Origin of the sequence: Legionella steelei, from assembly GCF_001468005.1 — a bacterium.
Classification (GTDB): Bacteria; Pseudomonadota; Gammaproteobacteria; order Legionellales; family Legionellaceae; genus Legionella; species Legionella steelei.
In genome coordinates this window covers 629393-654406 of the sequence record NZ_LNYY01000021.1, presented here as the reverse complement: position 1 = coordinate 654406, position 25014 = coordinate 629393, and the positions used below count along the sequence as shown (strand labels likewise).

Below are 25014 nucleotides of genomic sequence, written 5' to 3'. Positions count from 1 at the left end.
TAGTGAGGAATAGGAGGCAATCAATGTCACGGAGCCATAGCCATATCCCGCAATCGCTGCAAAATTTTTTGAATTTTACCAATACAAAACCGGCTGTTTTTATACCCATAGAGGTACGTGAGTTTGCGGAAAAAACAGCAGAGGCTTTCATCCTCCCTAAGTTATTTGTCCCCCTGATACACAACCTGGCACTACAACTGGCAGATCGTGTCATACCAACACGAATTTATCATCCCGCGCCGCAAAAAAAATTACCCTTAATTATTTATTTCCATGGTGGCGGACATCTATCAGGAAGTATAGATACCCATGACGCGCTTTGCCGGCGGATTGCTGTGAGCAGTCAATCTATCGTTCTTTCTGTTGGTTATCGTTTGGCTCCAGAATTTCCCTATCCAGCTGGATTACAAGATTGTATCGCGGTTTTTGAACATCAAGCTGAGTTGCTTAAAGAGTACCAGGTCGATACAGACCACATCTTTTTAGCAGGTGATAGTGCCGGGGGAAATTTAGCACTTTCTGTCTGTCATCACATAAACGAACTAGGCGATAACTCGATTAAGGGATTAGTGTTAATCTATCCATCTGTTGATTTCTCTATGAACTATGATTCGTACCAGCGCAATGGAGAAGGTTTTTTACTCACGCGAGAAAAAATTAAATGGTATTTTGACAATTATTTTCAACATGGTGGCGATCGCGTACAAGCATCACCCATGAATTTCCAGCATTTAGAATTATTACCTCCTTGTTATATCGCTGCTGCTGAGTATGATCCCTTACACGATGAAGCGCTGGCGTTTGCAAAAAAAATAGAACACTTGGGAGTTTCCGTAACATTAGAAGAATTTCAGGGAATGATCCATGTTTTTGCGCAACTTGAAGTATTTGTACCCAATGAGGTTTTTCGATTAATTGAATCCATAAAACATTTTATCAAGTCTCATACAAATAAATAATCAATGATGGAGCCTGGGTGAAGCGAAGCGGGATTAGGAATTTTATTCATATCCCAAAACCCGGGTTACGCTTCGCTTCACCCAGGCTACAAAGCACCTAATCCACTTAAAAAGTATCAAACCCTTCATATTTTTGCCAAACAAGCAGTTCGTGAGTGCATTCTTCGACAACAGCGAGCTGTGGACCTTCCTTTAACCATTCATAAAATCGCTCCAGATTGTCAACTACCCCACAGGCTAAGACTTCGACACGCCCATCATCCAGATTTCGTGCCCAGCCTGTAATATCTAATTTCCGCGCCTCTCTTTGTGCTGAAGCGCGATACCATACGCCTTGAACTTTTCCAGAGACATAACATCTCATGCATGCTTGATTCGACATAAAAATTTCTTATTGGTTTTTGGAGAAATAAAGTTTATCTTATTTTAAGAACAAGGAGATAAAAATGGCTATATGGTTTAAAAAAATTTCTCTCGAAGGGCTAAATCAATTTGGAAAAAATACCATGTCTGAATTTCTTGGTATTCAGTTCATTGAGATTGGTGACAATTTTTTAAAAGCAACCATGCCCGTAAATGAACGCACCAAACAACCTATAGGCATTCTTCATGGTGGTGCGAATGTCGCCCTATCAGAAACGGTCGCCAGCACTGCAGCAAACGCAGTAATCGATATAAGCCAATTTTTTTGTGTCGGTTTGGAAATTAATGCCAATCACATCCATTCCGTAAAACAAGGCATTGTTACTGCCATCACCTCACCTATCCATATAGGGCGCTCTACACATGTTTGGGAAGTTAAGATTTTTAATGAGGAGCAAAAACTAACCTGCATTTCCAGAATGACTGCTTCCGTAATCAATCACCCCAAAGGGTAAGCCCATTGTGAATATGGACCTGTTTCTTAGGAGATTGTGCAAGATAAGCAGCTTTTTAATTTTTCCTCCGCTGTTATGAAACCTAATCAGACGCTTAAAAATCGTGGTGCGCTTAGCAATCCAGACGGTCGATTCGAGTCCCAAACTCGTGAGCATTTTGCTGATGGCTAGGATATTGAAGAAGAAGCGCTACCTCCTCTAGAGACTTTTTTATTACCTGAGCATGCCAATTATGTGTTAATCCGATTGCCTCATGAAGTAAAAGAGCTATTTAAAGAATGGCTCACAAACCATTTTCCTGAGCGCGCGGAACATGTGATGAGCCTTATTCGTCAAATGCGTGGAGGTAAAGAATACGATGCGCAGTTCGGTACTCGCATGCGAGGTGAAGGAAAATATGCCAACCTTTTAAAAACTCGATTTCAGATCGCGTGTAAACGATTTAAGTTAAATACTGAACCCAACCCTTCTTTAGAAACAGAAACATTTTGTAAAAAAGAAAATCTATCCTTCAAACAACTGAGCTTATGGGAAGATAAATAGTCTTCATAGCCAAAACCATCATCTTATTTAAAATGGTTTTGATTATTTTACAATCACTTGGATTTAAAATTATTTTTTTAGATCTAAATTTATGCAAATTAAAAAATCAATTCTATACTTAAGCTGAGTGAAAAAAAAAAGTAAACCGAAGGAGGATGTAATGAATACAAGTTCATGCATTTCAAAAGTGTTACGTACAGGGATTATATTAGGTTCTTTATTCTTCGCAGTAGGCTATACATCCATTGCAACTGCAGCTCAAGGATGTGGTCATGGATATCATAGAAATGCGTATGGTGGATGTGTATTAAATGCCCCAGGACCCAATGCTCGACCCGCTCCATATCATCGAGGTTGCTGGAGAAATGCTTGGGGTCAATTACGTTGCTACAGATAATTAGTAAACTGGCCTTAGCTTTTCCAAAAGCTAAGGCCATCTCTCATCATTTATAATTTATTTCATTTCTTTTTATTAGGATGAGATTCTAATTTAGATTTTTCATGAGTGTGTTTCATTTTATCGGGATGAGAAGAATGCTGTTGATCATGACGGCGTGCATCTTGTGACTCATTTTTAAATTTATTGTGCTTTGACATTTAGACTCTCCTTGAGGTTAAAATTTCTTCCATAGAATTTAAACTTAGTCCGACTTGTTTAAAAAAGCAAACCACTCTTTATCATAATTGCCACTTATCTAATTCATCAATTCAGTGGTTGTAACTCAAAAAGTACGTTAAAGTAATTTTAAATTTAAATTACTCTAAAAATGGACTTTTAATGACACCGGAAGTAAATGAAACCTTAAGGAAAATAAGAAACCAAAAACCTTTGATATTAGTTATTACTAATTATTTTCCTATGGGTTATATAGGTGGCGGCGTTCGCAGTATCGGTGGATTCCCCATAATGTGTGGTGCAGAAGAAGAGGTTGCGGAATTACTAAACCTTGCCAAAGCAGTTGTAATCAATTTAGGCAAATTAGATAAGGCATTTGTTAAATTGAGCAATCACATTTGCACGATAGCAAACCAAATGAATATTCCCATTATTTTAGATCCAGTAGGAACAGGAGCTAGTCGCTACAGAACAGACGTTGCAACAAACATAATAAAAAAGCACCAAATTTCCATTATTCGCGGCTACCCCAATGAAATTGCGAGTTTACTGACCGAAGAATTAGTAATCCAAGATAATAATCATCTTATCGAGGAAAAAACAATCATAGAAAACGCTAAATCATTGGCCAAAAAGCATAAGCTTACTGTAGTTGTGAGTGGGAAAAGACATCTGGTTGTCAATTCAGAGCAAAGCACTCAGTTTAATTTTGATTCAGCCCTGGTACAAAAAGTAGCAGGGATAGGCAATTTACTGTCAGCAATTATTAGTGTTTTTAATTCAGTCACCGAAGACTCATTTTCCGCTGCTAATAACGCAGTACATTTTTATGCTGGATGCGTTGGTCCAATATCATCAGCAGCTTCCGGCCCAGCATCACTGATTATTGGAATCATCGATCAAATCTATATTAATGCAGCGAAGGCACAGCTGTTTACATAGATTTGTAGACACCTTGTATCTTGGGTGAAATGAAGTGCCAAGCTTCTACTGTGGAGGACTATTTATCACCCTCTCCCTAGCCCTCCTCCGCAAAACAAAAAAGGGGATTTTTGTTGACTGTATTTATTTTTTATTCCCCTCTCCCCATTTTTCGGAAAGGGTTAGGGTAATGAGAGTTTAGCCTAATGCTCCTTAAGCCTAGTTACATGAAAATAAAACTATTTCGTAAATGCCATGAAGGCAAATATTCCCTTGTCTACAAGAACTTGAAAGTTATTCCACGATTGATAGCGAGCAATTTGTGCGAAGGTCTCAATTTCTTCAGGATAATCATCCGCATGCGGATGCTCCATACGTGCATTAATCTCATCCCCATCGATCTCAGGATTACTTTCCAACATTCGTGATTTCAACGCATCCAGCCATTCATTGCGTGTTTGATTCTGCTTCAGCACACCATCCACCATTAATAAAAAACCATTAGGGCTTAGTTTCTCTTTGCACGTAGCAATAAAATTTTCTTTTTCTTGTCGAGCTAAATGGTGAACTGCATAGCTGGTATAGATAACATCAAATGGACCAGATAAACGTGGAAGCGCAGAAATCATATTGTCGGCAATCAGCTCTTTTTCGCAAGTAAATGCTGCCAATGTATTTTCTGCTATTTTTAAAACATCTTGTGCGGCATCAATACCAATATATTTTTTTATTGAGGTTGCAGCAAGTACGGGAGCAACCATGCTGCTATCCCCACAGCCCACATCCACAAAGGAAAAAGGACGACTTCCTATTTGACCCGCAAGAAACTGTTGCAATGCCTGCAGCATTTCACGATGATATAATGTATTGTTTTTGAGCGCGCTTTGGTAACGTTGCCAATTTTTATTAAAGTACTCACTCGCAGTAGTCATAGTTTATACCTTCCTTCAATATCCAGTCTTAGAGTAAAGAAATAATAGCAACTCTTATCTCTGAGGTATACTTTCAGCTATTATAGGTATAACAAGGCACAGATTGCGCAAAATCACACTAAATGATAAAATTTGTTCCATTTGGTAAATACATAGGCCACTTATGAACTATTTTTTTTCACTGCTGTTCGCTTTCTTCTTTTCTACAAGTTGTCTTGCGACGACTGTATCCGAAGTGAGTTTGCGCGATAAAATTGGTCAAATGCTTCTCATTGGTTTTGACGGAAAAAAAATTAATGACCAATCTCCAATAGTAAAAACAATTGAAAAAAATAACATCGGTGGTGTCATTTTATTCGACTACAACTATCATACAAAAACATTCGATAAAAATATTGCAAACCCGGATCAAGTAAAACAACTGAACCATGATCTGCAATATTTTGCTAAGCAAAGTAATTTGCAACATCATCGAATACAATTACCACTATTAATTTCCGTAGATTATGAGGGCGGTCAGGTAAGTCGCTTAGGTGCGCAATATGGATTTCCTTCAACATTATCTGCCGCAGAAGTTGGCAAAAGAGGCTTAAAGGAAGCCGAATACACAGCGCAGATTATGTCGCAAACTTTAAAAAAAGCGGAATTTAATTTAGATTTTGCTCCTGAACTGGATGTAAACGTCAATCCAGACAATCCAGTTATTGGGAAAAAAGAGCGCAGCTTCTCTTACGATCCCAAACAGGTTACGCTCTATGCCCGTATTTACACACACTATTTCCTAAATCAAAAAATTCAATGTGCTTATAAGCACTTTCCAGGTCATGGTAGCGCCACCAAAGACTCACACTTAGGTTTTGTAGACGTCACTGACACCTGGCACACTTATGAATTAGATCCTTTTAAAGACATGTTACATTCCAATGAAGCTTGTGGCGTAGTCATGACCGCTCATATTGTGAATCTTCAACTCGATCCATCGGGATTACCAGCAACTCTATCGCACAAAATATTAACTGAGCTTCTGCGTAATCAACTCCATTTTCAGGGCGTCATTATTACTGATGATATGCAAATGAAAGCCATTAGCGACAATTATGGACTTGAACAAGCATTAGTATTAGCCATCAATGCTGGTGCCGACATGCTGATGTTTGGAAACAATTTATCTGTTCCAGAACAAAATCCAGCACAAGTCATTGATATAATTGAAGCGAAAGTACAATCAGGCGAAATCCGCCAAGAGCGAATCAATGAAGCCTATCAGCATATATTGGCTTTAAAAAAATCGTTAAACTAAAGTTGATGCAATGTAGCCTGGGTGCAGACCAAAGACCCAGGCAATAAATTATTTTTAGCCCACTCGTTTAAATTGAATGGATACATCGACGTCCATACCAGGCGAAACGCTTAGAGTGCCTTTAGCACTACCTGAAGTTTTTGAAAAAATACCACTCAAATTGCCGTATTCCGTCTTGATAGTAACCTTACCATTAACACAAACTCCCTTCAGTTTCGTCGTATTATGGTCTGGGCATACAAAACTTCCTGAACTTTTGTCCGCACTGACTTCTATATCAAAACTACCATTTGTATCTAGCTCACCAAGAGTTCCTGAGCCATTATAAGCACATTCACCGATTAACCAATTGGTCGCTTTACCTGATCCTGCCCAATTTCCAGGAATCTCATCGCAATTATTTGCACCAGAATAAAAAGTAAAGTCAGCATGCGCCATGTGGGCCAAAGACAGTGCAACCGCTGTAAATCCAATGAGCAATTTTTGTTTCATTTTTCTTCCTTAAAGAATAAATAGCCTAATACAAACACAACATGTTTGTGACTGGTTAAATTCGGAGCTTATTATTACGTTATAGAATTACAAGTGCAATCGAAAAAAAGCAGAATGAAAAAATAAATCCCACGCCAATTGAATAGGCCTCAGAGATGGTTATGCGCACGCTTGGTAAGTTCTAACCCATGCCCTTACTATGCAGGAGAAACTTGAATACGAGGTGATGAACATTCATATACAAATAAATGTATGGGCTTAGTTTGTTTGTGAAGCACAGGAATTATTTTATGGTGCGATAATGTAGCCAACGATTGACACTGATTAAAAAATCGCTCAGCACATTGTTTTGTGTCTCTAAAATCTACGTATGTGATTTTATCAATTTTCCCTTTTGATAATGAATTTAAAAAATCCGCGCCCCAATAGTTGTATTGATTAATATCGCCACAAGGAATTGCATATACCGGCTCATTGGGCATAAAGAAACTCAATGCCGCAGAATTAGTATAATAACCAGTCACCAAAGGCTGTCCCTTTTTTATAATTCCGGGTGTGTGGAGTGCTTTATTAAGTACCGTATAGGCCCTGCCCTTTTTCAAATAGGATGCTATAGGCCATGAATTAGCAACAATCATAATGATGCTAAACGACAGAAAAATTGGATAAATGATCCGAAACAATCGATCATAATGATATTGTGTAATGAGGTACCCAGTTATCAAGGCAAGGTTCATTCCAAGCGGGGTCAAATAAACCACCCGGGCATCGCCCCCTAATAAAGTTGCTGTAATCCAAAATGCCAGACCAGCAAGCAACACAGCATAAGTCAACTCCAAAACTAAATTTTTGGATGTATTTTTAGCCTGTTGATACTTAAACCACCCAAAAACAGCCAATAGTAGAAAAACAGAGTAATTAAGCACCAATGCCCCTAGCAATTCAAAGAGACAATGAGCGATCGTCGTATTACTTTGGGTTTGACTATGAAAGTTTAATAAATAAGTAATGGATATCCAATTATGATTGATATTCCAATAAATAACCGGAGAAACCATTAAAATAATGATAAAACTCGCCAGGTAAAAATGCACGCTTTTAAAAAGCTGTCTCTGTTTTGAAAACAGAACATACAGCAACAGTCCTAGTACACTAACAACTGCAGTATATTTAGATAAAATCATAGCGCCAATAAATAAAGCGCAAAGATAGAGATTAAGAATACGTTTGGATGAAATATAACAAGCAAAATAGTAGAAGGACAGAATTGTAAATAAATTTAAGGGGGCATCGTATAGAACACGAACAAAAATGCTTTCCGTAGTCGTGGGCAAAGCAACCCATATTAATGCACTAATTAATCCAGTTCGCTGATCGCCCAAGAGGCAACCTAACTTGTATATATAATAGGCGCCCACAATCAAGCATAAAAAACCCACACTATTTATAGAAAAATATGTATTTCCAAAAATTGCTTGAGAAATATGGAAAAAATAAGCAATCATGGGTGGTCCATCAAAATAGGACCAAGCCAGGTGTTTTCCCCAAGCGTAATAATAAAAGCTAGTAATGGTAGGAACTATGAAAAAAGTTGCGAGAAACAAAAAGCTTATATAAATAATTAGGAAAGGTTTTGTTGCTTTTTCATTCCACATAATCACCAAGTTCCTTTTGCTTAATTTTAATAGACCTGCTTCCGGTAATCCCTTGTTATGCTCAGGATTATATGTGTTAGGCAATTCATTGACGAAAAAAGCAAGTGTAGGCTGGGCTTAGCAGCCTAGCCTACGTTTATTAAGCTATTTTTATCAACGAATTATCTAACACATACAGGGATGGCATAGAAACAGCCCTTGTTTTATATTGGAGCGGATAATATCACAATAAACATTTAATACACACTAAAACAAGTGGCTACTTAGTCCAAATCAGCCTTATTATTAATGGTGGGAATGGTTTCGACAGGATTAGGTAAAATTTCCACAACATGGGCTAACCATTTTTTATTATCTGCCCGAATAAGAGTGTTTGTGCGTCCATAGATTGAAGCATTTAAATTGCAATTAATTAATGATGCCAACGCTCTGCCGCACTGGAGTTTATAGTAGTTTCGATTCTGTGACAGCGCTTGGATATGATGTTTGATCAACAGTTTTCCAAATGGAATATTCGTCTGTAGCACCTCTTCCTTCATATTTTTGGGTAATTCATTAAAGTTCATCGTAATGAAAGCAAGCTCGACGACCATGGCTTCTTTTTTTGTTTGTGCAAAATTGGGCTCATTGCGTTCTTTATTGCTATCAACAAGCATGACTATTGAGCGACGATACGTATTATTCTCCGAGTTCTGGTTTGCAAAAATTGTTTTTATAATTGCTCGACGCCCATAATGTTTTTCAATGCCTTGTGTCATTAACGGTTGAGTTAATAGCTCATTGTAAGGGCTAGGCAATTGCGCGGAACTCACTTTGATACCTATTTTATTTATTGCAGCCAGCTTATTGATCTCTTCCTGAATTTTTTTCGATTCAGGGGCTCCATTGACAGCGATGGTTTTGAAAAAAAACATCACAGCCATCAGCGGAAAGAAAAGAAAAAGTTTTTTAATCGCTTTTATTAATAATATCATGAGCACTTAGTTTGATTTAAATTTTAGAGATGCTTTTTAGTGCGATGATATAAGATGTTGATGTCACTTATCAATCGCGATAATCGTTTAGCGTATTAGAATGATGTATTTACAAAATGGGGACTACTTCTAAGATAGATCCGCAGCGCGAAGCTGCGGAATTCGAAATTACATAGTAACGCAACGTTCTCTGCTATTTTCGTTCTCGTCTTCCTCTTCATCCTCAGATGCGTCGGATGTTGCATCATGAGTCACACCTTGTTGAGGTTGAGCATCTGGAGTAGCATTTGTATCCAGTTCATTCTCATCGTCTAAATTCGCTGCTTCTAGAGCATTTAACAGGCTCGCTAGTGTAAGTGCCATTCTTAACTCTTCAGATACTGGCAGTACATGCATATGACCTTCTGGGCACAGAACATGAAGATGGCCTTCTGGACAAATAAATCCTGGTACGCGTTGGACTCTAGGATTAAAACCAAATAAAGAGGGACCTCTTGGTTGGGGATTTTCTTGGGGAGCTTGATTCTTTGCTTCGTCAGAAACAGATTCAGTTTGTGAACTTTGTTCTGCACTTTCTTCTAAACCGTTTTCTACACTTTCTTCTAAACTGTCTTCTACGGTTTCTTGCTCTAAGCTGTCCTGTTCGCTTCCTAGCTCTTCACTTTCTTGTGAGCTGTGCAAACTTTTTTCGTCTTCAGTCTTTTTTTCAACTTTAGGTGAGCTTGGGGGGGTATGAGGCATGTCATTGCTCCTTAAAAATTAAAATAATTAAAATTCCGATAAAAAGTACCTCTAGAAAAGAAGTTCGTTTTGTTCCAACCATGTCTTTTCTGGGAGCAAGTTTACAGTTAATTTACAAATTTTGGTAGGTCAAATGTACAATTTTATTTATTTTTTGCATTATTTTTTTGAATCACTAATTGCAACGGATATAATTGATTTTAATAAAAAATTGCTCCTAAAATAAGCAAAACTATTTTGACCCAACAACCAATTTAGGCTATAGCTTATGAATGATAATAAATACCTAAATTAGGATCTGTTGACAATTTTACTGAGAGCCCCCATGAATGCATACCAACAATTAGAACAGCATTTTAAAAAATATTATGACTTTGAAAATCTAGCAGCCATTGTTTCCTGGGATGAGGCATCTATGATGCCTGCTGGCGGGGGTAAAGCGCGAGCAGAAGCATTAGCCACATTAAGTGCTGTCCAACATGATTGGCTAACTCATAAAAAAGTAGGCGACTTAATAAAACAAGCAAAGGATATTGACAATTTATCATCCTGGCAGCAAAGAAACCTTTATTGGATGGAAAAAGAGTATCTCCAGGCAACATGTATCCCGGTAAACTTAGTTGAAGAGTTCACTAATGAATCGTTAACGTGCGGCCAAGCATGGCGAGAATTACGCGCGAAAAATGATTGGAAATCATTTAAACCGCATCTGGAGCAATTATTTCAAAAAGTAAAGACAATAGCAGAGATTAAATCACAAACATTTAATAAATCGACTCTGGATGTGTTAATTGATGAATATTCCCCAGATTTAGACTGTAAAACAATCACCCCTATTTTTAATTCCTTGAAAACCGAGCTGCCCAAACTGATTCCCAATATTATCGAAAAGCAAAAAACTCGACAGATAAAAACAATCACTGGCGATTTTCCAATAGAAAAGCAAAAGCAACTGGGCATGGAAATCATGAGCCGTCTAGGATTTGATTTTAATCATGGTCGACTGGATGTAAGTCATCATCCGTTTTGTGGTGGTATTGCAAGTGATGTTCGCATTACAACACGCTATAAAGAGCATGAGTTTTTATCCTCCTTAATGGCAATTACCCACGAAACAGGACACGCCCTCTATGAGCAAGGTTTGCCCAAAGAATGGAATATACAACCTGTTGGACACTCCTTAGGAATGGCGGTTCATGAGAGTCAATCCTTATTTATTGAAATGCAAATTTGCAGAAGTTTGGAGTACATTCATTATTTAGTGCCTATGGCGCAAAAATATTTCCAGGGTGTAGAGAATATCACTGCAGAAAATATCTTTTATCATGCTACAAAAGTACAGCCGGGTTTGATTCGTGTTGATGCGGATGAAGTCACTTATCCCTTACATGTGATCCTTCGTTATGAAATAGAACAACAACTGTTTGCCTCTGAAATTACTATTGCTGACTTGCCAGAAGTATGGGATTCATCCATGCAAAAATATTTAGGCTTATCCACAAAAGGCGATAATAAAAATGGAGTAATGCAAGATGTTCATTGGCCTTCAGGAATTTTTGGATACTTTCCAGCCTATACATTTGGCGCATTAATTGCCGCCCAATTATTCTCTGCCGTAAAAAAATCAACTCCTGATATTAAAGAGCAATTACAGCAAGGTGATTTCAAATCGTTGCTGCGTTGGCTAAGGGAACATGTTCATCAAAATGGGAAACTATTGCCTTATCAGGAATTATTACGTCAAGCAACAGGTGAAGCATTAAATCCAGATTATTATTTTACACATATTAAAGAACGATATTTGTAAAATGATGAGATTAAACGCGCCGATACCGTCATCCCTGTATGTTCTAGGTAATTCGCCGACAAAAAATAACTCAATAACGTAGGCTGGGCTGCATAAGCCCAGCATGTAACAATGCTAATGCATGAAAGTTGTTACTTGTTAATTGAGAGTACAGTGATGGTTTTCATGATGGACATTGAACTCAACAAACGCTGGGCTTAACAGCCCAGCCTACCGTCATCCCGAGTAAAGCGCAGGATCCCCATTTGTGCACCATGTTTACGAGAGGAGATCTTTCGCGAAGCGCAACCCAAGCTAGCCTGAAATTAAATGGAAGTATTTCTAGGACTGTTCACCAAATTTATAAATTGTTGTAGTTCACACGTATCTCCCCCACAAGCAGGAATAGAAACAGGCTGTCCATTATACGTAATTTTTACAAGGTAATAATTGGCATCGCGTTCATAAAGCGAGAAATTAAGATTTGAAGCATACGGCGGAGCGATTTCCAAAGGAGCCCCCATAAAGCTCAATGCACCAGCAATGGTTGTATCATGAGCAGATAATAAAACATACTTAAGCTTCGTTTTTTTCTGACTACCGCTATTGAGATAATTAGCAATATTAGTCATGAGCTTCGTGCTATAAGCCGTTGCTACTTGTTGTGGTTTTTCTTGTGCCATAAAAGCCCAGTTACTGGCATTGATAATTGTTTCAACGTCTTGAGCACTCAAGCCAACCGGCATTGGTGCATTATGTATTTGATGAATATACAAAGTATCACCAAGTAATTGGAGATCATTCAAGCTCCTAATGTGTGCGCCTAAAAGTGCGCTCCAAACTGGATACTTATCTTGGAGTTCTGCATTTTTTTGCTGCCACTCTTTCGTTGAGTACACATATTGTTCCATTAGTCTTGCGCGCTCTGCAGGGTTTACTTGCTGGATAATCACCTCATCATATTTGGATGGTGCACTAAAAATTGGAATAGGTTGAAATGCATTAGGTAAAGCGGGAGAGGAAGATCCCGTAGTATTCGGTCCTGTCCCCAGTGGATATAATCCCATTAATAAAGACTCGGCGCTCATCAACGTCCGTTCATAATCCGTAGAGCGAACATACATACTTCCTTGTTCATAATGCTCAGGTAACAAATGGGCTTGTTCCACGTATTTTTTACGGAACTCCATCCCCATCTTATATTCTTGCTGCATGCCTTCAGCAGTTAGCTGGCCTAAACCTTCCCGCCAGTGATAATTTGATGCTGGAAGTGGAATAATTGGTGTTCTATCACCATGGCGAATGATATCAACCGCAAAAACAAGTGTATCATCTGCAAATAAGAGTGATGGCACACTCAATAACAACACACAACTTAGGCGAAATTTGTAACCCATTTATGATACTCCTTGTCAGAATGTATTAGTTATCTATTGGATTAGAGTTGTCTGCAGGTAACTTAGACTTTGGCCAACACCACTGAGTCACATGATACTGGCTCTGTTGGGCCAAGGACCCAACCTCATATTCAAGTCTCAAGTACAGGACGTAGGCACTATGATGAGTGTGAAGGCAAAAATCAAGATTTTTCTGATAAATCAATCATCAGGAAAAATTCTCATAGAGTAACTGAGTTACAACGAAATAAAAACGGCCATAATGCCCGTTGGATTAATATTCCGATATCGTTCAATTGAAAAATTTATACGTGCTTCTCAATCAGCCAGCACCGTTCTACAAGACGCATGAGAAGTTCAGATAAACAATCTTTATCTGATAATGCTCTTGATGATTTGATTATAGTACAATTATTGCACATAAAATGTTCTTGTGAATAAATGGGAATCCATTAACTACTTGATTGACAACCCGATTCTAACCATCTAGAGTTTAAATAAATAAAGGGATGGGCACACAACATGAAGCTTATTAAGTATCTTGTTTTTATAACCCTCTTAGTGACGAGCCTCTTTACTTACGCCAATCCATTCACCATAGGTATTTTAAAATTTGCCCCACCTTTTTCATCAGTCGATACTAATAATCATTATTTTGGTTTTGCTGTTGACCTGATGAATGAGATATGCAAACGCATTAATGAACCATGTGTCTACAAAGCAACTGATTTTGAAACACAATTAAATGATTTGCAGACAGGTACTATTGACGTTACTTTTTTGGCAAGCCCAATACCTCCTGATGTCTCAGAACAATATCAGTTCAGTATGCCTTATATAACAAGCAATGGACAATTTGTGTCACTAAAGAACTCAAATATCAATTCAATCGATGATATTAAAAACAAGAAAATTGGCGTAATGCAAGCAACCTTACTGCAATATAATGTTCTGCCACAATATACTTCCCAAAAAAATATTAAGGTGTATCCTAAAATTACAACACTAATATTAGCACTCAATAATCGTGATATTGATGCAGCCTTGTTAAATGAAAATGTTGCCAAATACCTACTCAACAACACGCTTAAAGGCTTTCAACTAGTGGGGAAACCTATTACTTTGGGAAACGGATATGGAATCATTGCCCTTAAAAAAAATGCCGCCATAATTGATAAAATTAATAAGGCGCTATTAGCAATAGAAACTGATGGAACATATTTAACTCTTTATCAAAAATATTTCGGTCGTTCCCTTCAGGAAAAACTACCTAACTAACCTCCAGGGGTATGCTTGATAGGCAAAGTGATAATAAATTCACTTCCCTCTCCAAGAGTACTATTAATTGAAATAGTTCCATGATGTTCGTGAATAATGCTATATGAAATGGATAAACCTAAACCAGTCCCTTTTCCAACAGGCTTAGTCGTAAAAAAAGGTTCAAAAATCTTAGCTATTGTTTCTTTACTCATACCAGTACCTGTGTCGCGAATTCGAATCAAAATATGCTCATTTTCTTGGCTCGTGGTAATTGTAATTTCACCTTGATCAGAAATTGCATGTGCCGCATTGATAAGAATATTCATAAATACTTGATTAATTTTTCCAGAAAAACATTCGATTTCAGGAATATCGCCATAGTTTTTCTTGATAATGATTCGGTCACGAAATTGATTGTGCAACAAGGTTAAAGTGGAATCGATATTTTCGTGAATATTAACTCGCTTCAATGCACCTTCATCAAGCCGAGAAAAAGTACGCAGATCTTTCACGATATTTGCTGTGCGTCGTGCACCTTCCTCAATACCATCAAGTAAATCATGCGTCTCTTGCAAGGTAAATGGTAGATCGATTTCCTGTTTATATTGATTAATCCCGCGTAATTTCTCTTTTATTGAGGTGTCAGAGGTAATTTCTGCATATTTATTTAATAGTTGCATAATTTCTGCAATATCATTTTTTAAGGGACCGATATTAGCGGAAATAAAATTAACTGGGTTGTTAATTTCATGTGCAATTCCTGCAGTTAACACCCCTAAGGAAGACATTTTTTCTGCTTGAATTAATTGAGACTCTGCCTGCTTTAATGTATCTAACGCATGATTGAGCTGCAGGTTTTTTTCATTTAAATCTTGGGTGCGTTGTTCTACACGTGATTCCAACTCCATATTTGCCAGCAGGAGATCGTTTTGTGCTTTTCTACGTTCGGTAATTAGCGCAGATAAAACTAAAGTAGTAAAAAATATCACCGCAACAAACGCTTGCAAAAATAACAAGCTGGTTGAAATGTCCGCTGTATGAAACTCCTTATAACCATGTATTTCAAGCCAAATGATCGAAATTGATATTAAAAAAGCAATGATTGTTGCATACCGTGTACTAAACCGTACTGCAGACCATACGCTAAAAGGAATTAAGATATAGGCTAAAGGATAATGCAACATATAAATCATGCTGATAGTACAACCTAGCAAAATAACTAAAATGATATATTCAATAAAGCGTTTTAAATGAAATGTGAATTTTTTTTGGTACCACGTCATGATAAGTGGCGTCATCACAATAATACCAACAACATCACCAATCCACCAAACAAACCAATTGTCTAAAATTAAATCGAAATCTGGTTTAATAAGCTCAAATACAAAGAGCGCCGCTAAGCCTATAGTACTGCTCGTAAGAGATATCAAAAAGTTAGCCCTGAATATAAATAACAGGATATCGTGAACGGTATAGAATGGGGTTTTGGTATGGGTATAGTATTGAATGAACTTGCCAGCCCAAATGGCCTGAAGTCCTGCCCCAAACCCGATGATGATCGATGCAGACCAATTTTGCCAGGACACTATATTGCCTAACACGGCGGTCACGATGGTCTCGGAGATCACAATACCAAGAACAACATGATTTCCATACCAAAGCACCATCGCTAGAGCGATACCCGAAGGGAGCCAAAGTGGTGTCACCATGGTGTTTGGAACAGTCCAAATATTACTTGCAAGCCCCCCTAATGTATAAAGAAAAGCGGTGATTATATTCTGGTACCAGAACCGCCAAGTTTTTATGGTATTGAGGCTCATGTTTTCTTTCCAAGTACTCTATAGAGTTTGATTTTTTCATCCTTGCCTCGTATCACTTGTAGCTCTAACTCTTCAACCAGAATTTCATTAGAAATGGGCTTATACGTCGTTTCACTAATCAACAAAGTATTGGGTTTATCTTTAGTCAGCGCCTCTATTCGTGATGCAGTATTCACCGTATCGCCAATAGCGGTATACTCCATATGCTCACTAGTGCCTATATTTCCAGTGATTACTTCGCCCGTATTAATACCGATTCCCATAGTAATATCATGACCTATTTCACTACGATAGGTATCGTTGAACTCTTTTAAGGCATCAATCATTGCTAATCCTGCGAAGACCGCATTGAGCTGATTATCAATATGAGACACCGGTGCACCGAATAAAGCTAAGATTCCATCGCCAATTAATTTATTAACACATCCATGATGCGCTCGAACTTTTTCCGTCATTAATTCAAAATAAGCGTTAAGAAGTTCAACGGTTTTAACTGAACCCAATTTATCTGATAATGAGGTAAATTGACGAATGTCGGCAAACATGACGGAAATAATACGGTATTCGCCACGAGTTAGGGAGTCTTCCCCCTGACCATTTAAAATTTCATTGACTATATCTTTAGGCACATATTTTTGAAATAAGTCCATAATTCGTTTTTGATATAACACTTCCTGATTCAATTGTTCAATTAAAGACAAGCGCTCTTCTTCCAGATTTAGCATTTTCAAACCGGTATCAATATTAATCTTTAATTCCACCGGATCCCATGGCTTGGTAATATAACGAAATACCCGACCGGTATTAATGGCCTTAATAATTGCCTCAATATCAGTAAAACCGGTTAAAATCATCCGAATCGTATTGGGATATTCAGGAATAATCGACTCTAAAAACTGCACTCCCGTCATTTCTGGCATTCTTTGGTCAGTAATAACAATTTGAATGTTATTGCGACGCATAATCTCCATACCTTCGCGTCCAGAAGTAGCAGTGTATACGTTGAAATTGCGGCGAAATGTAGCGACAAAGGCCGTAAGATTATTCACTTCATCATCAACGTAAAGAATATTCCGTTTTTCTTTGCCCATAAGAACTCTTTCTCTTTTTCAGAGACAAATTAAACGCCCTATAGATATTTATAGCCTATAGAGAATCACTTTGACCAGTTTTGATGTTGATATAAAGAGGTTTAAATATTCTTTTGTATTTGAATTATTTTCGTAAAAAACAAGTAAATTTGACTCTTTATGGGCATTATTAATACATAATGAAGTTAATATTTATACTATTTAAACTTGGAGATTTTATTATGACTAAACCTATAGTTCTTAGCCTTGACGATGATGAAAAAAGACAGAAGCTTGCCGAGTTCTATAACCAATTTATGGAGCAACAAAACGCTCAGCCTCAAGCTTATGATAGTTTAGATGAGTTTAAAAAAAGCCAACATTATCAAGACATGTCTGAAGAAGAAAAAGAGCATCTAAAACAATATAAGGGAAAAAATCTAGTTATTTTTGTATTTGATACTACTGAGCAAGCCATGGAATTTATTAAGGAAATACAGAAGAAAGGACTGATTAATGCAGAACAGGCTGAACAAATATTAGACAATCTTCAAGAGGAGGAGTCATACAGGCCACGAATGCACTAAAAGATAAGGGTGCGTGAGGCTCTTTCCTTTGAATTGATTAATAGTGCTCATTTATAAACTTCAAAATTTTGGCACTAATTAAACTCAAGCCAATCACAATCATCATTATAAAATTTATTTGCTGTGTGTTTTGAATCTTTCTACATTCTTAAGATAGGTATCTATCCACTCCTTAAATCGTTTTAAACGATCCATTTGAAAGTCGGGCCTATCAAGGGTGTGATATTGATCGGGATAAATGATGAGTTGGGTTGGTATATTTTGTGATTTTAAGGCTTGATACAATTGTTCGGAACCAATGCATGGCATATTAAAATCCAAACTGGCACACATGAATAAAGTAGGTGTTTTGATTTTATCTGCTTTCATCAATGGGTAGCTTACTTTTAAATAAGCTTGGGCATTTAGCCAAGGTTTCCCCAGCTCCGTTTCATATTCTAGCGTATATTGATCTACACCATAATTTCCCAAGATATTGCCGGTACCTGCCCCACTGACTGCTGCCTTAAAACGTGATGTACTGGCAATAACATAATCAGTAAGCATACCACCATAACTCCAACCACCTACGGCCAATTTATTAGGGTCCACAATACCTTTGTTAATTACATAATCAACCGCAGCTAAAACATCTTTGACATCTAAGTCACCCCAATCTGCATTTATCGCTCTAGAAAAATCATATCCCCTTCCAGAACTTCCTCGCGGATTAGGAGCTATAATTGCATATCCCTGAGCGGCGAGCCATTGCCAATCAAAATTAAAATCATGGCTGAACTGATATACTGGCCCTCCGTGTAAATTTAAAATTGCAGGATATTGATTGCCTGCTCTGTAATGCGCTGGCTTTAGTAATAACCCTTCAATCACAGTTCCATCAGTACTCTTAAACTCAATATCATCTACCGGCAAAAATTTTACTTGCTCTAAAAGTTTTTGATTATGGTGAGTAAGCGGCCTTAGGATATTTTCTACAGCAAAAAGTTCTGGTGGATGTTGATCATTCGAAGAAATGACTACGATGCGTTGATTTGCCACTGAAAAATTACTATCCACACCCGCTCCATGAGTTAATGCGTTAACAGTACCAGTACGCACATCAATTTCACTGAGATGTGTATTTCTACTTATTTCAACTAATGCATATATTTTTTTACCATCTGCAGACCATTTGGGTTTGGTAAACCAACGATCCTCAGGAGCAACAATCTTCTCTCGATGATTCGTTAAATCAACAACAGCTAATTGTGTCGGAGCATAAATGTGGGAATGATTACTATTACTTAAATAAACAATTTGACCGCTATCAGGACTCCATGAAGGCACAGATTCCCACTCCGGATCCATTTCAGCCCCAGGGGAATGCGTTAGTTGCACCGCGCTACTTCTGGATTTTGTATTGATCACATACACATCCGAACTAAAACTTCTATCCGATTCCGCTGCTCTTTGCGACGCAAAAGCAATATAATTCCCATCTGGAGACCAAGTTGGAGCCCATTCATCATAAGAACCTGGAGTCAACAATTCAATGTGTTTACTTTGGATTGCGATACGATAAAGATGTGTTCGCTTTTCACCAAGATACCCTTCCCTATCTTTTTTAAAGAGAAATCGCGTAATCACTATAGGATTGGTTTTAGATTCTTTTTCACCTTGTATTTTATGTCCAATAAACGCAATATTTTGGGAGTCGGGAGCCCAAGTGAAATCACTTACCTCATACTGGTTATTTGTTAATTGGATAATTTGGCCACTTTTTCTATTGAATAATTTAAGGCTCTTTGTATCACCTTGCTCGGATACAAAAGCAATCCATTGACCATTAGGGCTCCACTTAGGCAAATAATTACTTTCTTTTTTGCTGTTCGTAAGTTGTTTTGAAACATTCCCATCGTACGACACCAACCAGATGTTTCGTATTGACTCCTTTTTACTAACATTTTCCTCTACTGTGTAGACCACCCATTTCCCATCTTGCGATAAATCAGGTTCGTTGACTGTCTTAATTCGCATAAAATCACTCAAAAGCGGCGCTCTTTGAGTAGTCCATCCTCTCTCACAAAAAATAAGTGGTAGCAGTAATAAAAGAAGCGGAACACATCTAAGGATTTTTTCCAAATCAGATTCCTTTTTAAATGAGATATCTTAATGTCACGAGGCTCTCGCCATTAAATCTCAAAATTGGAGATGTCCCAAAGTACCATATAATCGTTGTTTTATAAATTAATTCAATTTTCCCTTTGAACAGATTTTTACCCCTCAAATTGCATCATTTAATCCTTTCACATGGCTGGTTGTTTTATTCAATGCATTTTTTTTAATTCATGAATAGCGCCTCAAGAGATCAATATTTAAGCACAAAGTTTAAATTAAGCTAAAATAAATACATGGATTATTAAAAAGGGGTTTTACATGACGAAAATAAGAACAATCCTCTTAGGCGGATTATTAATGAGTGCCAGTACCATTGCCCTAGCCAATAATGGATATCACTACGGCTATCATTATGGTCATCATTATGGGCACCACTATAGACACTACGGTCATCACTATCGGCATTATCATAAAGTACGCCCAGCAAAATATCATTACAGGCATCATCGCTATTATCGGCATCATCGATAATAAACAGGCTAAATCAGCATTAAACAGAGGAAAAAACACAGGCGTTTTTAAAATTCGATCATGTTGCTATGACACAAACTTGAGTGTCATAGCAACAGTATGCCAATGGGCTCTACATCTTCTACTTGCTTTTTTTCTAAAGGCATTTTAATCAATAACATCACATTTGAAACAAAAATGATGACACAAAAAAAGAAATACCGTAAAATATAGCTCATATTGTTTAATTTTTATCCACAATTTTAGGATTATCTGTCTCCCAAACACCTGGAAGCGACAAAAAACAAAGGAAGCTATCTATGAGAGCATTACGAGAATTACGTCATACAGGCAAGCCCCAGCCCCTTCCACTCATGAGAATAAAAGAAGCACATTACGACAACAAACCGGGTTTTATTGTGGGCACGCTTTCTGGATCTCGCTGGCGTCATCAAAGTATGGGCTTAACATTGGACCATATTATCGATCAAGAGAAACTGGCTGAACTGCAACTCCATGCATCAGATAATTTAAAACTATGGGAAAAAAGTAAAGAAACCCCTCCTCAAAAAGTTGAGGTGGTTCACCAAGACTTCGGAGATGCTGCCCTAGATGCCACCATGAAACATGGAAAAATATATCCTGTACTGAACATGGCTAGTTCTTTCTTTCCTGGTGGTGCTGTTCTAGAAGGAGGGGATGCTCAGGAAGAAAATATATGGCATCGTTCAACTTGTGCCCAAACATTACTGTCTAAGGGAGTTTATTATGATGCAGCACGAAAATGCTTCCTCTATGATGAGAACACCAGAAAACTCTTAAGCGCACAAGAAAAAATGACGCCTGAAGAACTGCAGGCTTTGGGTATACGACGAGGAGTAAAAGTTCCGGAAGCCTATAAAGTCTTTATGGGGGATCAACCTCAGATTTGTTTTCGTGGTGCAGAAGTGTTTGTGCCAACAGGAGCTGAAGAAGGATTCTCATCAAAACACGCATTTGTTGCTGATGCTGATTTGAGCTACCAATTCCTTCCCAAAAACAGAATATTCCCTTTTTATGAACTCAGATCAGCTGCTCCTGAGCTCATAGGAAAAACAATCGAACCCAGTGATAAGCTATATGCTGAAGATTTGAGTCGTAGAGTAGGCGCTCAACTGGATACCTTGATACTTAAAGGAAAAACTGACGCTATTTTGGGTGCATGGGGATGTGGAAGTTTTAAAAATTATCCTGATATTGTTGCTCAGGTCTATCGTGAAGAAATTGAAAAGCGAGCAGGAAATTTTCAACATATTGTCTTTCCTATAATCGATACAGAACATGAAGCAAACTTCGAAATATTCAAAAAGCATTTAGATGGTCTAAAGCTTGGAGCCAGTAAATCCGCATTATCTCCTTATGGCCTGTATGCACCACGAGACACAAAACCCACAACTAACGAAGGGCTATCTCAGACTCCTTCAATTTAACAACAACACCCTTTAACTAAAGGGTGTATTTTCCCTGCTTCAATGAGCGCATACAACTTGCGCAAAAAGCTCATTTATAAAATAAAAATGCATTCAAAAGAAACATGGATCGCATTAAAGCTACAAAATGCCTTTAAAAATCCCATTTTTAAGTCAACAAAACAAACTTTATTTGGTATGATCCTTTTTAAAACACTAAGACCATCAATAAGTCTGCTTAATTAAAAATATAGAATTACATCGGGGTACCTAGCAATGTTGGCACGATTATCACACTTAAATCCGCTAAAAACTTTTAATAGAAGTGTTTTAGCATCTTTGAACAAAATGAATACTTCGCTTTTTTATCCTGATAAGTTAGATACAACTTATCCTAAGTTAACAGCAATAGAAATAAATGAGGGTATTTCTCAATTACACGAAAGCCTCCCATCAGGAACAGACTTTATTTTTAGAGGAACAGAAGGAACTAAAGAAGTACATGAGGCAATGACTACCGACTTTCTGGGAATGTCTTCTGTACAAAGAAAAAAAGCATCAAGCCATGATTTGGTGGATTACCTCGTGAGCAATAACAGTAGATTCTTTTTTTCTACTTCTCCCTGTAAGTTCACAGTAAGACCTTATGCTGCAGGAATATCGATTATTCCATGTAAAGGGTACATTTGGGTAACAGGATTACCTAAAGTGTATACAGTCCCGCAAAAACATTTATTCTTAAATGAAGAAATGTTTGATAGCTATACAAGAAGACAGATCCAGCAGTTAGAGGAAGGAGAAAAATATCATCCGATTAAGGCAACTGCGGCAAATAATAATGAAATAACCGTCATTGTTGGCGCGAGCAACGAAGATAATTGGGCACTTAGAGTTTCTGAGGATGTCGCGAAAATAATTCAAGTAAGGGGGCCAGGCCGCTTACTGGGTAAATTTATGTCCTCAAAGGAAATCGTGCATGTCCAAGACTGGACAAATCCTGAATTCAAAAAAAGAGTCTGGTCCCTTGAAGTGGTCTTCTCGGAAGGAACTGCTCCGAAACACTATGACAAAATGAATGACAGAGCTCGAAAATTAGGATTAATAGGAAATGATGAACGCTTACTAACACTTGCTGATGCACGTAGTGTAGTCAATTCTGAAGAGTTAGAGGTATTAAACGCACGTCACCGTACCAATGAGACTCATCGAGTTTTAAAAGTACATAAAGACATTCCTTTGGGATGCAAAGGATCGCTAATTGAATACATTGTCGCTGAAATTAGAAGCACTCAAAAACTAGAGGAAATTGTGCACAGAAGCACATATTCTTTATAAGTTATTCTAACATCAGGTAAAAGGAATTAAGCGGCCGCAAAAGCCTAATCAATCATGCAGATGCTATACTTATTAGAAGCATTCTTCATTAGGATTTTATGATGCGGCCCTTATCAAATGGTGATGTATTAGTAGAACTTGATAAAGGAAGTTTAAAGAAAAATAGCGATCCTTTAAAAATTACTAACACAGCTCAAAGAGCAGTTGTCATGCAGCACATAGATAGCAGTGGTTCGCATGTAATGGCCTACAATAACAATAGAATTTATCATTCAAGCTCCGGCGAAAATCAAGAGGGAGTGAGGAGTCACGAATTAATTAAGGATATGAGTACTCGTGGTGTTTTAGGCACAACCGCAGTGTTTCATTGTTCTCACCCTAAAGTCTCAAGGAATTTAGCCAAAGCGCTGCAACAATGGGATCCAACCGCAGATCCGACTGTATATGCTCAATTGAAACAAAAAACAGTAGAGTACCGGGCACAAATGGAGCTAAATCACTTGATTTCTGTGTTTAATAATACTCGCGATTTTTTAATGGATATCAAAACCACTGAGAATAAGCAATTGGCTAGTCAAGCAATTTCCAAAAGCATCAAAATGATAAAGGAACAATATGAAGACATTCTAAAAAGAGCCAATTTAGACAAAACCACATTCGATCCCATTAATAATGCGCTACGTGCACTACTTGCTCAAGAAAAGCAAATAATGCAGTTACTTGATGCGGTGGCTCAAGGTAAAACTGAATTACCTAAAATCGAATTACCACCCTTCTTAGAGCAGTTTGAAACACATAAGGTTAAACTTCCAACACCTTATGCCACTTTAGCTGATGAGCGACGCCAATCAGATTATGCACGTATTAAAAAACAAAAGGAAACTGCTAAAGAGGAATTGGCAAAAGCGGAAGAGCCTTCGATAAAGACTGACAGTACCGCTGCAATGATGTTTTTCATGGAAGAAGAAACTGACAAACAACATCTATTGGATGATGATGAATTGGCAGCAGTTGAAAAACTATCAGAACAACATGAACTCTATCGTGCATTTCGTTCTTTTATGCGCAACCAGGAGCATGTTCCTTTAAGTAAAAATAAAGGGGTATCTTGCAACCAATTTATTGGTTTTTCATTGAAAGTTGCAATTATTGATACCTTATTTAATGGAGATATTCCCAAGGAATTAATGCAAAAATATAAAGAAATTGAAGCCTATAAAGCCAGCAAACACCTAAGTAAACTAAATCAAATTCCAGAACAGTTATTTAAAGAATTCCAGGAACTATTCAACAAAATAACACAGGACGACAAATATGAAAAAGAACGTAAACTAATCCAATATTTAGGCATGGGTGTCAAAGGCTCTATGGTGCGCCAGTTATGTGAAAGTGCTTTTAATGAACAAAATTGGGACACTGAATATTTGATTATTGTGCAAAAAAAAGACGGTTCGAAAAATCCGTACGTTTTATCATTTCAAGAAGCACAGGAGTTGTATAATGCATTATCCAAGGATCGTCCTGGAAGCGAATATGACATCAAATTACCTGCAATCATTAGTGAAGATAATTTAACGCCTTCCTTAAAAGAACAGCTCGCTGCTTTAGAACAGTCTAAAGACTTTTTTGAAACAAAGGAGAGCTCGGGAGCAACATTAACCTCCGCCACATCATTAAAAACGTAATCTTTGAA

24 protein-coding genes are annotated in these 25014 nt (G+C 37.6%); 13 read left to right on the top strand and 11 right to left on the bottom strand.

Features of this window, described 5'->3' with window-relative positions:
- Positions 1–23: 23 nt before the first annotated feature.
- On the top strand, positions 24–959 hold the full coding sequence (locus Lste_RS17450; RefSeq protein WP_058512252.1) for an alpha/beta hydrolase: 936 nt from the start codon (positions 24–26) through the stop codon (positions 957–959).
- Positions 960–1065: 106 nt separating this feature from the next.
- On the opposite strand, the gene Lste_RS17445 is transcribed toward Lste_RS17450, so the two are convergent.
- Positions 1066–1341 (bottom strand): acylphosphatase, encoded by a 276-nt coding sequence (locus tag Lste_RS17445; protein ID WP_058512251.1) that lies wholly within the window; start codon positions 1339–1341, stop codon positions 1066–1068.
- Positions 1342–1405: 64 nt separating this feature from the next.
- On the opposite strand from Lste_RS17445, the gene Lste_RS17440 reads away from it, so the two are divergent.
- The 3 genes from Lste_RS17440 (at position 1406) to Lste_RS17430 (ending at position 2777) form a co-directional block, all read left to right on the top strand.
- Entirely contained in the window at positions 1406–1837 is a 432-nt protein-coding gene (locus Lste_RS17440; protein WP_058512250.1) for a hotdog fold thioesterase, read from the top strand.
- Between the two features lie 234 nt (positions 1838–2071).
- Positions 2072–2380, top strand: a complete 309-nt coding sequence (locus tag Lste_RS17435) for a radical SAM family protein (protein WP_058512249.1) — start codon at positions 2072–2074, stop codon at positions 2378–2380.
- A 160-nt stretch (positions 2381–2540) separates the two neighbouring features.
- Positions 2541–2777 carry a GCG_CRPN prefix-to-repeats domain-containing protein gene (locus tag Lste_RS17430; RefSeq protein ID WP_058512248.1) on the top strand — a complete coding sequence of 79 codons (237 nt, stop codon included), beginning with the start codon at positions 2541–2543 and terminating at the stop codon, positions 2775–2777.
- 62 nt (positions 2778–2839) lie between these two features.
- Here the strand turns inward: Lste_RS17430 and Lste_RS19445 are convergent, their stop codons facing one another.
- Entirely contained in the window at positions 2840–2977 is a 138-nt protein-coding gene (locus Lste_RS19445) for a hypothetical protein (protein ID WP_193393441.1), read from the bottom strand.
- 181 nt (positions 2978–3158) lie between these two features.
- Between Lste_RS19445 and thiM the strand changes: the two genes are divergently transcribed.
- Complete coding sequence (thiM, locus tag Lste_RS17425) at positions 3159–3938, top strand: hydroxyethylthiazole kinase (RefSeq protein ID WP_058512247.1); 780 nt, start codon at positions 3159–3161, stop codon at positions 3936–3938.
- A 218-nt stretch (positions 3939–4156) separates the two neighbouring features.
- Here thiM and Lste_RS17420 read toward each other — a convergent pair whose 3' ends face one another.
- Complete coding sequence (locus Lste_RS17420; RefSeq protein ID WP_058512246.1) at positions 4157–4849, bottom strand: class I SAM-dependent methyltransferase; 693 nt, start codon at positions 4847–4849, stop codon at positions 4157–4159.
- Positions 4850–5012: 163 nt separating this feature from the next.
- On the opposite strand from Lste_RS17420, the gene Lste_RS17415 reads away from it, so the two are divergent.
- Positions 5013–6149 carry a glycoside hydrolase family 3 protein gene (locus Lste_RS17415; RefSeq protein WP_058512245.1) on the top strand — a complete coding sequence of 379 codons (1137 nt, stop codon included), beginning with the start codon at positions 5013–5015 and terminating at the stop codon, positions 6147–6149.
- Between the two features lie 54 nt (positions 6150–6203).
- Here Lste_RS17415 and Lste_RS17410 read toward each other — a convergent pair whose 3' ends face one another.
- The 4 genes from Lste_RS17410 to Lste_RS17395 form a co-directional block, all read right to left on the bottom strand.
- A complete protein-coding gene (locus Lste_RS17410; protein WP_058512244.1) occupies positions 6204–6641 on the bottom strand; it encodes a hypothetical protein in 438 nt (145 codons plus the stop codon).
- Between the two features lie 197 nt (positions 6642–6838).
- The gene (locus tag Lste_RS17405; RefSeq protein WP_058512243.1) at positions 6839–8296 is read right to left on the bottom strand and encodes a glycosyltransferase family 39 protein; all 1458 of its coding nucleotides are present in this window, start codon (positions 8294–8296) and stop codon (positions 6839–6841) included.
- Between the two features lie 263 nt (positions 8297–8559).
- A complete protein-coding gene (locus Lste_RS17400) occupies positions 8560–9270 on the bottom strand; it encodes a hypothetical protein (RefSeq protein WP_058512242.1) in 711 nt (236 codons plus the stop codon).
- Between the two features lie 168 nt (positions 9271–9438).
- Positions 9439–10011, bottom strand: coding sequence for a hypothetical protein (locus tag Lste_RS17395; protein ID WP_058512241.1), 573 nt, complete (start codon positions 10009–10011; stop codon positions 9439–9441).
- 325 nt (positions 10012–10336) lie between these two features.
- On the opposite strand from Lste_RS17395, the gene Lste_RS17390 reads away from it, so the two are divergent.
- Positions 10337–11818: a carboxypeptidase M32 gene (locus Lste_RS17390; protein ID WP_058512240.1), complete on the top strand. Its 1482-nt coding sequence runs from the start codon at positions 10337–10339 to the stop codon at positions 11816–11818.
- A 305-nt stretch (positions 11819–12123) separates the two neighbouring features.
- On the opposite strand, the gene Lste_RS17385 is transcribed toward Lste_RS17390, so the two are convergent.
- Entirely contained in the window at positions 12124–13194 is a 1071-nt protein-coding gene (locus Lste_RS17385) for a histidine phosphatase family protein (RefSeq protein ID WP_058512239.1), read from the bottom strand.
- Between the two features lie 522 nt (positions 13195–13716).
- On the opposite strand from Lste_RS17385, the gene Lste_RS17380 reads away from it, so the two are divergent.
- Positions 13717–14472, top strand: a complete 756-nt coding sequence (locus Lste_RS17380) for a transporter substrate-binding domain-containing protein (RefSeq protein ID WP_058512238.1) — start codon at positions 13717–13719, stop codon at positions 14470–14472.
- Here the strand turns inward: Lste_RS17380 and Lste_RS17375 are convergent.
- Together Lste_RS17375 and Lste_RS17370 are read right to left on the bottom strand one after the other, a co-directional pair.
- Positions 14469–16274, bottom strand: a complete 1806-nt coding sequence (locus Lste_RS17375; RefSeq protein ID WP_058512237.1) for an MASE1 domain-containing protein — start codon at positions 16272–16274, stop codon at positions 14469–14471. The two genes, Lste_RS17380 and Lste_RS17375, sit on opposite strands and share 4 nt — an antisense overlap.
- Positions 16271–17365 carry an adenylate/guanylate cyclase domain-containing protein gene (locus Lste_RS17370; protein WP_058512236.1) on the bottom strand — a complete coding sequence of 365 codons (1095 nt, stop codon included), beginning with the start codon at positions 17363–17365 and terminating at the stop codon, positions 16271–16273. The genes Lste_RS17375 and Lste_RS17370 overlap by 4 nt, the downstream gene beginning before the upstream one ends.
- A 221-nt stretch (positions 17366–17586) precedes the next feature.
- Here Lste_RS17370 and Lste_RS17365 point away from each other — a divergent pair, with 221 nt between their 5' ends.
- Positions 17587–17931: a hypothetical protein gene (locus tag Lste_RS17365; protein ID WP_058512235.1), complete on the top strand. Its 345-nt coding sequence runs from the start codon at positions 17587–17589 to the stop codon at positions 17929–17931.
- A 114-nt stretch (positions 17932–18045) separates the two neighbouring features.
- On the opposite strand, the gene Lste_RS17360 is transcribed toward Lste_RS17365, so the two are convergent.
- Positions 18046–19947 carry a S9 family peptidase gene (locus Lste_RS17360; protein WP_193393440.1) on the bottom strand — a complete coding sequence of 634 codons (1902 nt, stop codon included), beginning with the start codon at positions 19945–19947 and terminating at the stop codon, positions 18046–18048.
- 399 nt (positions 19948–20346) lie between these two features.
- Here Lste_RS17360 and Lste_RS19220 point away from each other — a divergent pair, with 399 nt between their 5' ends.
- The 4 genes from Lste_RS19220 to Lste_RS17335 all read left to right on the top strand — a co-directional run bounded on the left by Lste_RS19220 (position 20347) and on the right by Lste_RS17335 (position 25006).
- Complete coding sequence (locus Lste_RS19220) at positions 20347–20559, top strand: hypothetical protein (RefSeq protein WP_157070790.1); 213 nt, start codon at positions 20347–20349, stop codon at positions 20557–20559.
- A gap of 299 nt (positions 20560–20858) precedes the next feature.
- A complete protein-coding gene (locus tag Lste_RS17350; protein ID WP_058512233.1) occupies positions 20859–22007 on the top strand; it encodes a poly(ADP-ribose) glycohydrolase domain-containing protein in 1149 nt (382 codons plus the stop codon).
- A 327-nt stretch (positions 22008–22334) separates the two neighbouring features.
- A complete protein-coding gene (locus tag Lste_RS17340; protein WP_157070789.1) occupies positions 22335–23321 on the top strand; it encodes a hypothetical protein in 987 nt (328 codons plus the stop codon).
- A 98-nt stretch (positions 23322–23419) separates the two neighbouring features.
- Positions 23420–25006 carry a hypothetical protein gene (locus Lste_RS17335; RefSeq protein WP_157070788.1) on the top strand — a complete coding sequence of 529 codons (1587 nt, stop codon included), beginning with the start codon at positions 23420–23422 and terminating at the stop codon, positions 25004–25006.
- Positions 25007–25014 lie beyond the last annotated feature (8 nt).

What these genes read in the sequence shown, in the direction of transcription:
- Lste_RS17450 (WP_058512252.1), top strand. Translation starts at nt 24, where the DNA reads ATGTCACGGAGCCATAGCCATATCCCGCAATCGCTGCAAAATTTTTTG.
- Lste_RS17445 (WP_058512251.1), bottom strand. Translation starts at nt 1,341, where the DNA reads ATGTCGAATCAAGCATGCATGAGATGTTATGTCTCTGGAAAAGTTCAA.
- Lste_RS17440 (WP_058512250.1), top strand. Translation starts at nt 1,406, where the DNA reads ATGGCTATATGGTTTAAAAAAATTTCTCTCGAAGGGCTAAATCAATTT.
- Lste_RS17430 (WP_058512248.1), top strand. Translation starts at nt 2,541, where the DNA reads ATGAATACAAGTTCATGCATTTCAAAAGTGTTACGTACAGGGATTATA.
- Lste_RS19445 (WP_193393441.1), bottom strand. Translation starts at nt 2,977, where the DNA reads ATGTCAAAGCACAATAAATTTAAAAATGAGTCACAAGATGCACGCCGT.
- thiM (WP_058512247.1), top strand. Translation starts at nt 3,159, where the DNA reads ATGACACCGGAAGTAAATGAAACCTTAAGGAAAATAAGAAACCAAAAA.
- Lste_RS17420 (WP_058512246.1), bottom strand. Translation starts at nt 4,849, where the DNA reads ATGACTACTGCGAGTGAGTACTTTAATAAAAATTGGCAACGTTACCAA.
- Lste_RS17415 (WP_058512245.1), top strand. Translation starts at nt 5,013, where the DNA reads ATGAACTATTTTTTTTCACTGCTGTTCGCTTTCTTCTTTTCTACAAGT.
- Lste_RS17410 (WP_058512244.1), bottom strand. Translation starts at nt 6,641, where the DNA reads ATGAAACAAAAATTGCTCATTGGATTTACAGCGGTTGCACTGTCTTTG.
- Lste_RS17405 (WP_058512243.1), bottom strand. Translation starts at nt 8,296, where the DNA reads ATGTGGAATGAAAAAGCAACAAAACCTTTCCTAATTATTTATATAAGC.
- Lste_RS17400 (WP_058512242.1), bottom strand. Translation starts at nt 9,270, where the DNA reads ATGATATTATTAATAAAAGCGATTAAAAAACTTTTTCTTTTCTTTCCG.
- Lste_RS17395 (WP_058512241.1), bottom strand. Translation starts at nt 10,011, where the DNA reads ATGCCTCATACCCCCCCAAGCTCACCTAAAGTTGAAAAAAAGACTGAA.
- Lste_RS17390 (WP_058512240.1), top strand. Translation starts at nt 10,337, where the DNA reads ATGAATGCATACCAACAATTAGAACAGCATTTTAAAAAATATTATGAC.
- Lste_RS17385 (WP_058512239.1), bottom strand. Translation starts at nt 13,194, where the DNA reads ATGGGTTACAAATTTCGCCTAAGTTGTGTGTTGTTATTGAGTGTGCCA.
- Lste_RS17380 (WP_058512238.1), top strand. Translation starts at nt 13,717, where the DNA reads ATGAAGCTTATTAAGTATCTTGTTTTTATAACCCTCTTAGTGACGAGC.
- Lste_RS17375 (WP_058512237.1), bottom strand. Translation starts at nt 16,274, where the DNA reads ATGAGCCTCAATACCATAAAAACTTGGCGGTTCTGGTACCAGAATATA.
- Lste_RS17370 (WP_058512236.1), bottom strand. Translation starts at nt 17,365, where the DNA reads ATGGGCAAAGAAAAACGGAATATTCTTTACGTTGATGATGAAGTGAAT.
- Lste_RS17365 (WP_058512235.1), top strand. Translation starts at nt 17,587, where the DNA reads ATGACTAAACCTATAGTTCTTAGCCTTGACGATGATGAAAAAAGACAG.
- Lste_RS17360 (WP_193393440.1), bottom strand. Translation starts at nt 19,947, where the DNA reads ATGCGAATTAAGACAGTCAACGAACCTGATTTATCGCAAGATGGGAAA.
- Lste_RS19220 (WP_157070790.1), top strand. Translation starts at nt 20,347, where the DNA reads ATGACGAAAATAAGAACAATCCTCTTAGGCGGATTATTAATGAGTGCC.
- Lste_RS17350 (WP_058512233.1), top strand. Translation starts at nt 20,859, where the DNA reads ATGAGAGCATTACGAGAATTACGTCATACAGGCAAGCCCCAGCCCCTT.
- Lste_RS17340 (WP_157070789.1), top strand. Translation starts at nt 22,335, where the DNA reads ATGAATACTTCGCTTTTTTATCCTGATAAGTTAGATACAACTTATCCT.
- Lste_RS17335 (WP_157070788.1), top strand. Translation starts at nt 23,420, where the DNA reads ATGATGCGGCCCTTATCAAATGGTGATGTATTAGTAGAACTTGATAAA.